15 protein-coding genes are annotated in these 14,229 nt (G+C 31.2%); 2 read left to right on the top strand and 13 right to left on the bottom strand.

Features of this window, described 5'->3' with window-relative positions:
- Nucleotides 1-176: 176 nt before the first annotated feature.
- Nucleotides 177-1,931 (top strand): hypothetical protein, encoded by a 1,755-nt coding sequence (locus tag AJ939_RS05815; protein ID WP_070276182.1) that lies wholly within the window; start codon nt 177-179, stop codon nt 1,929-1,931.
- Nucleotides 1,932-1,934: 3 nt separating this feature from the next.
- On the opposite strand, the gene AJ939_RS05810 is transcribed toward AJ939_RS05815, so the two are convergent.
- The 6 genes from AJ939_RS05810 to topA all read right to left on the bottom strand — a co-directional run bounded on the left by AJ939_RS05810 (nt 1,935) and on the right by topA (nt 9,065).
- Nucleotides 1,935-2,702 (bottom strand): hypothetical protein, encoded by a 768-nt coding sequence (locus tag AJ939_RS05810; RefSeq protein ID WP_074487267.1) that lies wholly within the window; start codon nt 2,700-2,702, stop codon nt 1,935-1,937.
- A gap of 39 nt (nt 2,703-2,741) precedes the next feature.
- The gene (locus tag AJ939_RS05805; protein WP_070276320.1) at nt 2,742-3,506 is read right to left on the bottom strand and encodes a 3'(2'),5'-bisphosphate nucleotidase CysQ; all 765 of its coding nucleotides are present in this window, start codon (nt 3,504-3,506) and stop codon (nt 2,742-2,744) included.
- A gap of 79 nt (nt 3,507-3,585) precedes the next feature.
- Nucleotides 3,586-4,854 (bottom strand): citrate synthase, encoded by a 1,269-nt coding sequence (locus AJ939_RS05800; RefSeq protein ID WP_002922091.1) that lies wholly within the window; start codon nt 4,852-4,854, stop codon nt 3,586-3,588.
- Between the two features lie 114 nt (nt 4,855-4,968).
- Complete coding sequence (locus tag AJ939_RS05795) at nt 4,969-6,144, bottom strand: cation:proton antiporter (protein WP_002922088.1); 1,176 nt, start codon at nt 6,142-6,144, stop codon at nt 4,969-4,971.
- Nucleotides 6,125-6,961, bottom strand: a complete 837-nt coding sequence (locus AJ939_RS05790; protein WP_002855968.1) for a biotin synthase — start codon at nt 6,959-6,961, stop codon at nt 6,125-6,127. The genes AJ939_RS05795 and AJ939_RS05790 overlap by 20 nt, the downstream gene beginning before the upstream one ends.
- Before the next feature lies 1 nt (nt 6,962).
- A complete protein-coding gene (gene topA, locus AJ939_RS05785) occupies nt 6,963-9,065 on the bottom strand; it encodes a type I DNA topoisomerase (protein ID WP_053872477.1) in 2,103 nt (700 codons plus the stop codon).
- Between the two features lie 175 nt (nt 9,066-9,240).
- Between topA and AJ939_RS05780 the strand changes: the two genes are divergently transcribed.
- Nucleotides 9,241-10,512: an MFS transporter gene (locus AJ939_RS05780; protein WP_070276318.1), complete on the top strand. Its 1,272-nt coding sequence runs from the start codon at nt 9,241-9,243 to the stop codon at nt 10,510-10,512.
- Between the two features lie 27 nt (nt 10,513-10,539).
- Here AJ939_RS05780 and secY read toward each other — a convergent pair whose 3' ends face one another.
- From secY to AJ939_RS05745, 7 genes are all read right to left on the bottom strand, one after another.
- Nucleotides 10,540-11,805: a preprotein translocase subunit SecY gene (secY, locus tag AJ939_RS05775; RefSeq protein ID WP_002860827.1), complete on the bottom strand. Its 1,266-nt coding sequence runs from the start codon at nt 11,803-11,805 to the stop codon at nt 10,540-10,542.
- Nucleotides 11,805-12,197, bottom strand: a complete 393-nt coding sequence (gene rplO / locus AJ939_RS05770) for a 50S ribosomal protein L15 (protein WP_044778600.1) — start codon at nt 12,195-12,197, stop codon at nt 11,805-11,807. Before rplO ends, secY begins: the two co-directional genes overlap by 1 nt.
- A gap of 4 nt (nt 12,198-12,201) precedes the next feature.
- On the bottom strand, nt 12,202-12,645 hold the full coding sequence (rpsE, locus tag AJ939_RS05765) for a 30S ribosomal protein S5 (protein ID WP_002779428.1): 444 nt from the start codon (nt 12,643-12,645) through the stop codon (nt 12,202-12,204).
- Nucleotides 12,646-12,656: 11 nt separating this feature from the next.
- Nucleotides 12,657-13,013 carry a 50S ribosomal protein L18 gene (gene rplR, locus AJ939_RS05760; RefSeq protein ID WP_002860829.1) on the bottom strand — a complete coding sequence of 119 codons (357 nt, stop codon included), beginning with the start codon at nt 13,011-13,013 and terminating at the stop codon, nt 12,657-12,659.
- 9 nt (nt 13,014-13,022) lie between these two features.
- Nucleotides 13,023-13,559 (bottom strand): 50S ribosomal protein L6, encoded by a 537-nt coding sequence (rplF, locus tag AJ939_RS05755; protein WP_002851302.1) that lies wholly within the window; start codon nt 13,557-13,559, stop codon nt 13,023-13,025.
- A gap of 78 nt (nt 13,560-13,637) precedes the next feature.
- Nucleotides 13,638-14,033 carry a 30S ribosomal protein S8 gene (rpsH, locus tag AJ939_RS05750; RefSeq protein WP_002860830.1) on the bottom strand — a complete coding sequence of 132 codons (396 nt, stop codon included), beginning with the start codon at nt 14,031-14,033 and terminating at the stop codon, nt 13,638-13,640.
- 9 nt (nt 14,034-14,042) lie between these two features.
- Nucleotides 14,043-14,228, bottom strand: a complete 186-nt coding sequence (locus AJ939_RS05745; RefSeq protein WP_002851478.1) for a type Z 30S ribosomal protein S14 — start codon at nt 14,226-14,228, stop codon at nt 14,043-14,045.
- Nucleotide 14,229 lies beyond the last annotated feature (1 nt).

Raw genomic sequence — 14,229 nt, 5'->3', positions numbered from 1 at the left:
ACTCTCCTACTTGTTAAAAATTTCATCCTGATAATTTTAAAATTATTAGGATGGATGTTTTTATTGTATTTATTTTTTTATTTTTGTTTTATTATTTAATTTTATAAAAATATAATTATCTTTTTATGCAACTTATAAGATAATATTAGATTTTAATGTAACTATCAAGGAAAAATATGTTTGATAAAATTCATTATTATTATTTTAATGCTAATTATGAAAAATGTTTAAACTTGAGTGAGCAATTTTTAAAAGAAAGTCCAAAATTTGCTTTAGAATTTGCTACGCTTTCTTCTTATAAACTTTCTCTTTTTCAAAAAGCTTTATATTATGCTCAAGAGCTTTTTTCTTTAAATCCTACAAGTTTTAATGGTCTTATACTTGCTAAAAGCTATATTGAAAATTTAAGACTTGATGAAGCCTTGAATTTATTACAAACACTTTTAACTCGCAAAGATGATTTAGAAGATGAACTTAAGTTAGAATTGGCTTTTATTTATAAACTGAGTAATAAACTAGAAGAATCTGAACAAATTTTCAAAGAATTACTTTCTAAAGATATGTATAATCTTAATCTATGGAAAAATTATGCAGAAATTTATTTTAAACATGATTTTACCAAGGCATTAAATGCACATGAGCACTTGTGTCATTTTATGCAAGATTTGATTGATAAACTACAAAAAGGAATCATTGCTGAACAAACCAATCTTAATTTAATTAAACTCGAAGATAGGCTTCATAGTAAAACCAAAGAAAATCTTACTATTTCTAAAATAGAAGATTTTTTAACTCATCAAATTTTACCCCAAAAAGCATACTTGCTTTTTAAGCTTTTTAGAATATCTGATTCTTTAGAACTTTTTCAATCACTACAAGAAGCCAATCAACACCATGCACAGTTTTGGCAAAACTATGCTAAGGTCTTAGAATTTAATTCAAACTATCAAGAAGCTTATTATGCTTATAAAAAATGTCTTAGTTTGGATTCTCATGCAACCTATCAATTTGATTTGGCTTATCTTTTGATGCGTATGGGAGTGGATGATAATTTTGAAGAGGGTAAGAAATATTATGAAAGCAGATTATTTTATGCTCATAATGAAACTTTTTCTACTTATCATTATAATGAAAGCCTAAAAGCTTTTAATAAATTTGGCGTTGATGCTTTTAAAAATAAAGAAGTTTTAGTATTTTGCGAGCAAGGCTTTGGCGATACTATAATGTATGCAAGATGCTTAGAAAAACTTTGCAAAATCGCTTCAAAGGTTTTATTTGCTCCTCAAAGTGCCATGTATGAAATGTTTAAAAATCAAATCAAATTTTTAAATCAAAATGATGATATTTTTAAAAATGTAAAGGTTTTAAAAAATCTACCTACAAATTTTGATTATGCTATTCCTATTTGTTCTTTGCCTTTTTTTATTGATATTAAGCTTGATGAGATTTCACGATTAAAAACACCTATATTGCCACAGAAAAAACCGCATAATAAAAGAAAAAAACTTGGTATTTTTTACTCTACTCCTAATGCTGAAAATTCTGATTTATTAAGAAATGTAAAATTTGAATTTTTATTTGATGTATTAAAAGACTTAGATTATGAAATCATTTCTTTTCAAATGCAATTAAAAGAAGAATTGCCTAAGGTAATAGAAGATAGAAGCAAGCTTATAGAAAATTGGAATGATACTCTAAATTATTTATATGATATTGACTGTATGCTTAGTATTGATAGTGCTATAGCGCATTTAAGCTTAGCTATGGATATTCCTACTATAGTTCTTTTACATCCTAGATTTGATTGGCGTTGGGGAAAATTTGAAAATCCTAAAAGTTATTTTTGGCCAAAAGCAAAATGTTTTATCATAAAAGAACAAGAAGAAACAAAAAGAAATTTGCAAAAACTGATTAAAGATATCTTAAACTAAAGCTTAGTTTAAGAGCTTTAGGTGGAAAATTTGGTTTTTGATAACATCAGCTAGCATTTTTGGCATTTGGTTTATAATATCTTGATAATTTTGCTTTGCATCTTGATCTTTTAATGTCAAATTTAATTTTGCATTTTTAGCTGAAAGAATTTTTCCATTGCTTGTAGAAATGATTTTAAAATTAATACTAGCCACACCTTCCTTGCTCGTTGTGATAAAATAATTTGTAATATTTACATAAAAATCTTGCAAATTTACCACCACAACATAATCTGTAAATTTAGCATACATTTTAGCCTTATCTTTTTCTTGTGTTAAAAAAGGACTTACATTTATAAGTTTTGCATCCTTAGGACTAAAATGTGACAAAGTTTTAGGACTTTGATAAATACCATTTGCAGCAGAATTAACCCAATTAAGCTTTAAACTTTGAATCAAATTTTTAGCAAATAATGTAGAAAACTCCTTATCACTCACCCTAAAACCATCTAAAAAATAACCGAAATTTTTCCTAAAAGTTAATACAATAGCAAAATCAATATCTTTATCTTTGCTGATTTGTGATTTTTTTTCAATTAAGGTAGAACTATCAAACAATGCTTTTTGTTGATTTAGATTTGGATTTGCAACATTTTGATTTAGATCTATTAGCTCAAAACTATCTGTGCTTTTTTCAATTTTAATAACTTTTTTCTGAGAAAAATTATTTGCCAAAAGATTAGAGCTTAAAACTAAACTTAAAAACAAAATGAAACAATACCTCATCTTCATCCCTATAAATTATTTAAATATAAAATTATACTCTTTATTTTATAAAAAATCTTGTAAAAAATTCTTAGATGAAACACAAATAAAAGGACTGGACTTATAATTTAAAGGGTTATATAAAATGTATTTTTTAGAAAAATCTCCCATAAATCCTCCATTTTGATTAATCAAAAAATCTCCTGCTACAATATCCCAAATATTAAGCTTTTCAAATCTTTTATAAACTCCTGCCTTAGCTTCTAAAATAGCACAAAATTTCAATCCAGAGCCTATATTAATAGCTTTTAATTGATGCTCTTTTGCAAAGTCTTCATCTTCTTTGCTAAGATGATTAACACTCAATAAGGCTTTATATTTATTTTTCTCGTATTCTTGCTGGTCAATTTGCAAAGGTTTATCATTTTTATAAACCTTAGTTTTTGCATGAGCATAGAACATATCACCTTTTGATGGATTTTGTATAAGCGATAAAACAGGGCGATTGTCATGAACCAAACTTATCATAATACAAAATTCATCACTGCCTTTTAAAAAACCACTTGTTCCATCAAGAGGATCAATAAGCCAAAAAGTTTTTAATTCTTCACATTCTTCTTTGCTGAGTAATTTTTCTTCTGATAAAATTTTAATATCCGTAAAACCTAAAATATCATTTAAAATTTTATTAGAAGCAAGATCTGCTGATGTAAGCGGGCTTTTATCTTCTTTTTCCCAAGTTTTGAAATTTTTTCTCTCTTCTAAAATAGCCTTAGAAGCTTGATTGCTAGCATTTATAGCAATTTCTAAAAATTTATCAAGATTAAGCATGATTATAAACTTTCTATAAGATTTTTAAAATTATACAAGAAGATTTTGTGGAATTTTTAATTTCCACAAAAATTTTTAATTAAATTTTACTAGTTTCACCCAAATAAAGTTGTCTTGGACGGACTATTTTAAGACTTTCTTGCTCTTTTTGTTCTATCCACTGAGCTATCCATCCTGGGGTGCGTCCTATAACAAATAAAGTAGCAAACATTTCATTTGGAATACCTAAGGCTTTTAAAATAAGTCCGCTATGAAAATCAACATTCGGATATAGCCCTCTTTGAACAAAATAATCATCGCTTAAAGCAATCTCTTCTATACGCGTTGCTACTTTAATAAGATTGGTATCAATATCCAACTCATCAATAAGTTGATCACGAAGTTTTTTAAGCACTTTTGCTCTAGGATCAAAATTTTTATAAACCCTATGCCCAAAGCCCATCAAACGGAAAGGATCGTTTTTATCCTTAGCCCTTTTGATGAATTCATCTACCCTATCAACACTACCTATTTGCTCAAGCATTCTAATAACACCTTCATTAGCTCCACCATGTGCATGACCCCAAAGTGCGCCAATACCTGCTGCTATACAGGCATAAGGATGAGCATGAGTTGAACCCACAGCACGAACCGTTGAAGTTGAAGCATTTTGCTCATGATCTGCATGAAGCATAAAAACTGTATCAAGTGCTTTTACCTCTATAGGTTTAAGCTCTACATGATCGTAAGGATAAGTTCTTAACATATATAAGAAATTTTCTGTAAAACCACGATCTAAATTTGGATAAGCCATAGGAAAGCCATGTTTATATCTATAAGCGGTGGCGACTATAGTAGGGATTTTAGCTACTATTCTAGCTGCCATTTCCATATATTCTTCTTTTACGTTCATATTTAAATGATCAGGATAAAAAGCACTAAGCGATGAAACAGCACCTTGTAAAACTGCCATAGGATGAGCATTATCAGGGAAAGAATCAAAAAGACGATGCATACCTTCATGGATAAAAGAACGCTTTTTCATTTCATAACGAAACGCTTCAAGACGCGTAGCATCAGGTAATTCTTTATAAAGTAAAAGATGAACCACATCTAAATAAAGTTTGTTTTCAGCAAGCCACTCTATAGGATAGCCACGGTGCATTAAAATTCCGTTTTCTCCATCAATATAAGTGATTTTTGATTTACAAGTAGCTGTAGAAGTTAAGCCCTCATCATAAGAAAACATTCCTGTTTGTTTATAAAAACTTGACATATCTACAACGCTTGGCCCAGTTGTACCATCATATATAGGAAATTCATAGCTTTTTCCATTTCTATTATCGGTTATAGTAACGGAATTTGACATTTTCGCTCCTTTTATTGTTACTTTTATTAATTCTAACAAAAAAGGACGATTATGAGTTTTTTTATTATTGAATTTTTAAGATTTTGTTTGCTTTTTTGAGTAAAAAAGTAACTTTCATTTTTTAGAATTAGAAAGAAATTTAATCATACTCATAACAATAATAGCCTCAAATAACGCTGTTAAAATAAGTGCTGAATAAAGCTTCTCATCAATAACCTTGCCCGAATAACCCAGAGTAGCTGTTGCTATAAGCAAGGTTAAAGGCATAGAATGACTAAGACCAAATAAAATCATATTTTTAAAACCAATTCTTTTTAAAAAAACACTTGCACATAAAATTCTTAAACCCACCATAACAAACATAAGTAAAAATGCTTGTAAAACGATTTTATAATCTAAAATCATTTTAAGATCAAAGGTTGAGCCTATATGGATAAAAAAAATAGGGATCAAAAACCCGTGTCCAAAAGTAGAAAGCTTGTGCTCAAGATCTTTTTTATGATCAAAAAAAGTAGCTATAAATGAACCTGCTATAAAAGAGCCAAGAACGATTTCAAGTTTTGTAATAACCATAGCAACAATAATCAGTATAAAAATGGCCATACAAAATCTTATATCTTTTTCATTTTTATCTTCCCATGGCATAAGCACAACTTTAAGCTGAGGATACCACCAAAAAAGCACACCAAGCATTTTAAATCCGAGCAAACAAAGTCCCAAAAAGATATTAAGATATAAAATACTTTGCGCTACATCAATAATACCTGTTCCTTCGCGCAAAAAAGCTCCCGCTATAGTCAAAAGCACAATAGAAATCACCTCAGCTAAAGTAGCTACTATCATAGCAATATTTAGCCAATAACACTCTTTTCCAAAATCCTTAAAAAGTAAAGATAAAAGCCCTACACTCATCACAGGTATAATGATAATAAATACTAAAGAAAGTCCAAAAATCCATACTATAAAAGAAGATAAAGCGTAAAGTAAAAAAATATAAAAAAAACTTTTTTTGACAACTTCTTTATCCATATTAAAAAAGGCTCTTAAATTTACCTCCATGCCCGCTATAAACATTAGATAATAAAAACCTACATTGGCTAAAAGTGCAAAATTTTCACTTTTTCCTATGAAACCAAAATACGCTATTATTGCCCCTAAAATAATTTCAGTAGCCGAAAGAGGCAAGCGTAAAATTTTTGCAATATGCGGAGAAAAAAGTAAGCATAAAGCTATAACAATAAGAATTTTTAAATCAATTAAAGCCTGTGTATCAATGACACTCTGATGCAAAAGTAAATCCCATTTCTTTTAATTTTATTATATCTTGACTTGGTTCTTCACCTTTAGTGGTTAAATAATCCCCTATAACAATAGCCCCAGCACCTGCTTGAAAAATTTCATATTGTCTTTCTCGTAATACCACTTCACGCCCACCTGCTACCATTACCACGCTTTGCGGTAAAGCCTCTTTGGTATCACGAACAATTTTTAAGGCTTCATCAGCGCTAAGTCTTGGAACTTGTAGTTTTAAATTTTCATTTGCTATAAAAAAATTAATAGGCGTTGAAAAAGGTTGTAATTCTTGCAAAGATTTTCTAAAACTTAGCCTATCTTCTTCACTCTCACCCATACCATAGATTCCACCACAACAAAGCATAAGCCCTGCTTCTTTAGCGTTTAAATTGGTTTGAAATCTACTTTCCCAAGTATGCGTGGTGCAAATTTGCGGAAAAAATTCCTTAGAAGTTTCAAGATTGTGATTATAAGAAAAAATTCCTGCTTTTTTAAGTTCTTTGAGTTGTTCCACGCTTGCCATGCCATTACAGGCAATTAAAAGCAAGTTAGGCACTTCTTTTTGCACGGCCTTAGCAGCTTCGCAAACATACTCAAGCTTTTCATCATCAAGCCCAAGTCCTGCTGTAACCAAACAAAAACCCAAGGCTTCATTTTTCTTTGCCATTTTTGCTTCTAAAACGATTTGTGAAAGTTCTTTACGACGATATTTTTGAATATCTGTTTTTACATGGGCACTTTGGGTACAGTATTTACAGTCTTCTGAACAATTTCCACTCGCTATATTTGAAATAGCACAAAGCATGATTTGCATTCTAATCCTTCATTTCTTTTTTGATTTTGCACTTTAAGCATTCTAAGAATGTACCTTTTTTAAGCTCTTTTATCACTAAAGTTTCGCCACACTCTTCGCATTTTTCTTCACTTGGTTTGTATTTGCTTATAAAATTGCATTTTGGATAAGCACTACAACCATAAAATTTACCGCGTTTTGAAAAGCGTTCTACGATTTCACCTTTTTGACAACTTGGACAAGTAATACCTGTACCATTGGCTTTGGCTTTTGCGGCTGTGTTTTCGCTTTCATTTTTACTTTCACTTTTTAAATTTCTTGAATACTTGCATTTTGGGAAATTTAAACACGCTACAAATTCTCCAAAACGCCCTTTTCTAATAGCAAGTTCCCCGCCACAATCAGGACAACTTTCACCTAGTTTTGTGACAGTTTTTTGACTAGCAATTTTTGTTTTTCCTTCTTCGATTTTTCTCATAAAAGGATAGTAAAATTCTTTTAAAGTTTCTTGCCAATCTGCCTTATCTTCAGCGATTTCATCTAAGGTGTTTTCAAGGTTTGAAGTAAATTTACTATCTACTATATCGCTAAAATTTTTCTCAAGCACTTCGGTTACATTAAAAGCGATTTCACTAGGAATGAGTTGTTTTTTGTCTATTTTTACATAATCACGGCTTGTAAGTATAGAAATAGTTGGCGCATAAGTAGAAGGGCGACCTATACCCAAACTTTCAAGTTTTTTTACAAGGCCTGCTTCTGAATACCTTGAAGGCGGTTCGGTAAAATGTGAGCTCATTTCTAAATTTTGTATTTTTAAATTTTCACCTATTTTAAGATTTGGTAAAATTTTATCCTTATCCATATCGCCATAAACTTTATAATATCCATCAAAAAGGATTTTTCTACCGCTTATTTTAAAAACTGCTCTATCATTTTTTACAAACACATTTTGAGTTTGAGAAATAGCAGGATTCATCTGACAGGCTAAAAAGCGATTGTAAATAAGTGTGTAAAGTTTTAACTCATCTTTGTCTAAAAATTTGGCCGCAATTTCTGGGGTAAAACTTAAATTTGTAGGACGTATAGCTTCATGGGCTTCTTGAGCACCTTTGGCCTTTGTAGTATATACATTTGCTTTGCTTGGAAGATAATCTTGGCCAAAATTTGCTTGTATGAATTTTCTTGCATTTTCTATAGCTTCTTTGGCCAAATTTAAACTATCAGTTCTCATGTAGGTAATAACCCCCATCACGCCCTCGTGAGTATTTACTCCTTCATAGAGTTTTTGAGCTATCATCATGGTTTTTTTAGGGTTAAAACCAAGGCGATTGCTAGCACTTTGCTGTAAAGTTGAAGTCATAAAAGGAGGTGGTGGAGCGATTTTTCTTTCTTTGCTTTCAATGTCACTTATAGTATAAGCTTCATTTTTGCAAGCTTCCAGTACAAGTTTGGCACGATCTTTGTTGATAATGGTAAGTTTTTCTATCTTAGCTTTGTCAAACTCAACTAGTTCTGCATCCAAATCTTTTTGAAAAATCATATCTATGCTAAAATATTCCAGTGGTACAAAGGCACGAATTTCTTTTTCACGATCGACTATGATCTTTAAAGCCGCACTTTGAACACGCCCTGCGCTAAGTCCTCTTTGAATTTTTTGCCCCAATAAGGGGCTGAGTTTATATCCTACAATGCGATCTAAAAGGCGTCTAGTTTGTTGGGCATTTACAGAGTGCATATCTAATTTTCTTGGATTTTTTAAAGCATTTTCTATAGCACTTTTAGTAATTTCATGGAAAACGATGCGTGGCAAGGTGTTTTCATCTTTTCCTATAGCTTTTGCAATATGATAAGCTATGGCTTCTCCTTCTCTATCCTCATCCGTTGCAAGATAGACTTCTTTGGCATCTTTGGCTTTGCTTTTAAGTTCTTTAACTAAGGCGCTATGATCGCTTGTGATTCTATACTCAGGGATAAATTCATCATCTTCTATTTTAATCCCAAAGCTTGATTTAGGTAAATCTCTAATATGTCCTTTAGAAGCAATCACTTCATAATCTTTTCCCAAAAAATTTCCTATGGTTTTAGCTTTTGCAGGAGATTCTACTATGATTAAATTTTTCTTCATTTTACACCCTTGTTAAATAAAAAGCTGAATTTAGCTAAAATTATTTAAAATTCTACTTATAAAATATATTTTAAAAACAAAACTATCATAACAAAATAAATAAAATATAATTTTAAGTAATTTTAAATACAAATCATAATTTTTGGAGTATAATAAAATAAAAAAGGTAAAAATTATGAATAGCAAAACTTATAAATTTCATCCAAATGATACAAAAATGGATAAAAAAATAATTCAAATTACCGAAAAATCCGGATTTAAAGCAGCTGTGTTTTCTATGGCCGCTATGACTATGCTAGGAAGTGTAGTCATTTCATCTGCTCTACCTGCTATCAACAGACATTTTGAAGAACTTTTAACCCAAAGTGGTGCTACTCTTGCTTCAAGTTTCACATTAGCTCATCTTGATATACTTGTTCGCTTAGTTTTAACCATTCCTGCTATTTTTGTTGTCATTTTATCTCCATTCGCTGGTATTTTAATGGATAAATTTGGCAAATTAAAATTCATTCTTCCAGCTATGGTGGTTTGGACTATTTCTGGAGTAAGTGGCTTTTTCTTAAATGATATTTATGCTATACTGACTTCAAGAGCTATTTTTGGTATGGCAACTGCTTTTATAATGACAGGCGCTTCGGCTTTACTTGGAGATTATTATAGTCGCGGTGGCTTTAATCGCAGAGAAAATGCTTTAAGTCTTCAAGGATTTTTTTGTGCGGTAGGGGGTGCTATTTTTATTTCTATTGCGGGATTTGTTTCAAGTTATTCTTGGCGTTATCCTTTTTTGGTGTATGGACTTGGAATTTTAATTACCTTAATGGCTATCATTTATCTTTTTGAACCTAGAAAATTTAAATTCTATAATCATACAAAAATAGAAGCAAAAACAAATTATTGGCAATTTTTCCCTATCTATTTTATAGGTTTTTTTATCATGGTAGTTTATTATATTTCGCCAACTCAACTTCCTTACTATATAGAAGAACATTTAAGATTGGACCCTAAATATATAGGTATTTCGATGTCTGTGTCTGCACTATATTATGGTTTTTTCTCTCTAAGCTATAGATATATTATAAAATTCTTAAGTATTAAAACTATCTATGTTTTAACTCTTTTTATCGTATCTTGTTCTTTTTTGCTGCTTTTTTTAGTAGATAGCTTTTTCACAGTTTTAATCGCCTTAGCTTTGCTTGGAATGGGCGGAGGTATTATGCTTGTAAATAATACGGCTTATCTTTTTTCAATCTGTCCTGAAAATGCTCGCGCTAGGGCTTATGGAATTTTAGCAAGTTGTATATTTTTAGGACAATTTTTAAGTCCTATTATCTCTCAACCTATCGTTAGGAAAATGGGTCTTGTAGATGCTTTTTTAATATGGTCAATAGTAATTTTTATAGTGTGCATTGTGTTTTTATTTTTAAAGCAAAAACCTAGGATAAATTAGCAAGAAAAATCTTGCTAATTTTATTTATTACAAACCTACTGCACTTAAAGTTTGGTATTTACTCATATAAATTTGAGCTTCAATTTTTCTCATTGTATCAAGCGCTACTTGAACTACAATAAGTACAGAAGTACCGCCAAAATGAAAAGGCACACCCATAAATTTCACCAAAACCCAAGGCAAGGTTGCAACAAGCCCTAAATAAATAGAACCTGATAAAGTTAAACGAGAAGCCACTTCATTAAGATAATTTGAAGTTCCTTCACCTGGACGAATTCCAGGGATAAAACCGCCTTGCTTTTTCAAATTTTCTGCTATGTCTTTAGCGTTAAATACAATAGAAGCATAAAAATAAGCAAAGAAAATTACAAACAAGAAAGTTAAAACATGAAACAAATAACCATTTGGATTTAAAAAGTCATTAATGGCTTGTAGATAAGGATTTGTACTAGTTTGTAAAATCGTTGTTGGAAACATCAAAATCGCACTAGCAAAAATCGGTGGAATAACTCCACTAAGATTGAGTTTAATAGGAATATAATTCATAATGCGTTTGTTTTGATTTTGCATTACAACTTTACGAGAATAAGAAATAGGAATTCTTCTTTCTCCAAGTTCTACATAAATAATCACGCCTATAGTGATTAAAATCAAAGCAAAAATTGCAAAAGCGGTTAAGAAATTCATCTCACCTGAATTAATTTGTCCTACAGTTCCTGAAATCGCTCTTGGAATACCTGAAACAATACCTGCAAAAATGATTAAAGAAATACCATTTCCTATACCTCTTTGTGTAATTTGTTCGCCAAGCCACATTAAAAGCATAGTTCCTGCAAGCATAGAAATAGCACAAAGTGCGATAAACATATTTAAATCTTCCACCATTATAGCCCCTGCGCCACCACGACCATGTAAGCTTTGCAAACCTATAGCAACGCCTATACTTTGAACCAAAGTAATCACAATAGTCGCATAACGGATAATTTGCATATATTTTTGCATACTATCACGCTCTTTTTTCATCTTACCAATATTTGGAAAAGTTGCTGCAAGAAGCTCCATAATAATAGAAGCAGTAATATAAGGCATAATACCTAAAGAAATGATAGAAAAGCGTTCAGCCGCTCCACCACTAAAAACATTAAATAAACCCAAAGCATTGTTTTGATTGTTATTAAAAAATTCCGCAATCACATCAGCATTGACGCCAGGAACTGGCACATAAGCCAGAACCCTATAAGCAAACAAAAATGCTAAGGTGATTAAAATCTTATTCGTCAATGCTCTATTCATTATTTTGATCCGGTGACGCTAATATTCTCGTCTTTGATTTTTGATACTAAGTCTTTTGCACTTGCACCAATTAATTTGATTTTATTCACAGATTTTGAAATTTTGTGAACACTTTTAATGCTCTCAAATGTAATTTCATTAAGCTCTTTTACAGCTGTGATTTTTTCAACATTGATTACATAAGGTTTTTGAATTTTAGAAGTAAAACCTACTTTTGGTAGTCTTCTTTGAAGTGGTTGTTGACCCCCTTCAAAACCTCTTTTTTCATTATAGCCTTTTCTAGCAGTTTGACCTTTACCCCCTTTAGTAGCAGTCTTACCCATGCCAGAACCTTGACCACGACCAATTCTTTTAGTTTTATGCGTTGAACCCGCTGCTTTTGTTAAATTCATCTTCTTATCCTTTTAACATTGTTAAAGCTTTGATTGTAGCACGAACCACATTAGCTGAATTATTTGAACCCAAAGACTTGGTTAAGATGTCTTTAATACCTGCAAGTTCCACGATAGGGCGTGTAGAACCACCTGCGATAACTCCTGTACCTTCACTAGCTGGTTTAAGTAAAATTCTACTTGCATTATATTTTACCTCTACATCGTGAGCGATAGTTGAGCCTTTAGTTTTAACTTCAACGATATTTTTAAACGCATCGTCAACAGCTTTACGGATAGCATCTGGAACTTCCTTAGCCTTACCATAACCAACACCTACTAAACCTTTGCGGTTTCCAACGATAACTAAAGCAGTAAATCTAAATCTTCTACCACCTTTAACAACCTTAGTAACTCTGCCGATATCGACGATTACTTCTTCAAATTCTTCTCTATTATATTTTTCCATCGATTTACCCCTTATAGCCTAATGCCATTTTCTCTTAAAGATTCAGCCAAAACTGCAATAACACCATGATATACATAACCATTTCTATCAAAAACAGCTTGTTCTATCTTTTTAGCTTTTAAAGTTTTAGCAAATTCAGCAGCGATTTTTTTAGCGCCTTCTTTATTTGCTTTAACGCCAAGTTTGCGTCCATCAACTGCTGCTAAAGTTACAGCTTTTGCATCATCAATCGCTTGGATATATAGAGTTCTGTTCGATTTAAATACAGAAATTCTTGGAAAATTTTCACAACCTGAAATTTTCGCTCTAATTCTTTTTTTTCTTTTGATTCTTAAAGTTAGTTTTCTTTTTAATACATTTGCTCTCATATTCTACCCTTACTTCTTAGATGTCTTACCAGCTTTGCGGATAATGCGTTCATCAGAATACTTAACGCCTTTTCCTTTATATGGCTCTGGTGGTCTAAATTCACGAATTTGAGCAGCAACTTGACCTACAACTTGTTTATCACTTCCTTTAACTGCAATAGTATTTTTATCCACTACAATTTCAATTCCTTCTGGAATATCATAATTAATAGGATGAGAAAAACCAAGGCTTAGTTCTAAAACTTTACCTTTTAAAGCTGCTTTATAACCAACTCCATTGATTTCAAGAGTTTTTGAAAAACCTTGAGTTAAACCTACAACGATATTGTAAGCTAAAGCTCTGTAAGTTCCCCAATAAGCTCTACTTTGTCTATCTTCACCTTTTGGAGAAAAAAGAATATTATTATCTTTAATCTCAACATTTACATTTGCTTTAGTATCAAGTTCTTTTGCCAAATTTCCTTTTTTAAATTTAAGCAAATTTCCTTCTAATTTTACTTCTACTCCTGCTGGAATAGCAATCGGTTGTTTACCTATACGAGACATATTTTTCCTTTTTATTTGTCTAGGATATTTCTACTTTTTTAAAAGAATGGATACCCAATGCCATAAAAAGCAGATTTTTTACCAAATAGTACATAAAATTTCGCCGCCAACACCTGCTTTATAAGCTTCATCATTAGCCAAAACGCCACGACTTGTGCTAACTACAATAGTACCATAACCATTTTTAAAACGCTTGATTTCATCTTTACCTTTATAAACACGACGACCGGGCTTAGAAATTCTTTTAAGCTCATTGATAACACTCTTACCTTTTTCATCGTATTTTAAAACTACATTGATAAATTTCTTTTTATCTTCTTCAATAACGTTAAAACTCTCAATATAGCCCTTAGCTTGAAAAATTCCAACTAAAGCTTCTACAACTTTAGAATGTAAAAGCTTGGTTGTTTCAAGCTTTCTCATTCCTGCATTTCTGATACGAGTGAGTGAATCTGAAATAATATCATTTATCATATTTTATCCTTACCAACTTGCTTTCTTAAGACCTGGAATCAAACCTTCATTGCCCATTTTTCTTAAGCAAACTCTGCAAATTCCAAAATCTCTATAAACCGAATGCGGACGCCCACAAATTTGGCATCTCGTATAAGCTCTAACCTTAAATTTAGGCTTGCGTGCCGCTTTTGCAATCATTGATTTTTTAGCCATC

The sequence above is a fragment of the Campylobacter sp. BCW_6889 genome (assembly GCF_001762535.1).
Classification (GTDB): Bacteria; Campylobacterota; Campylobacteria; order Campylobacterales; family Campylobacteraceae; genus Campylobacter_D; species Campylobacter_D jejuni.
Note: the sequence above shows the minus strand (reverse complement) of the source record. Positions and strands in the feature narration are given on the sequence as shown.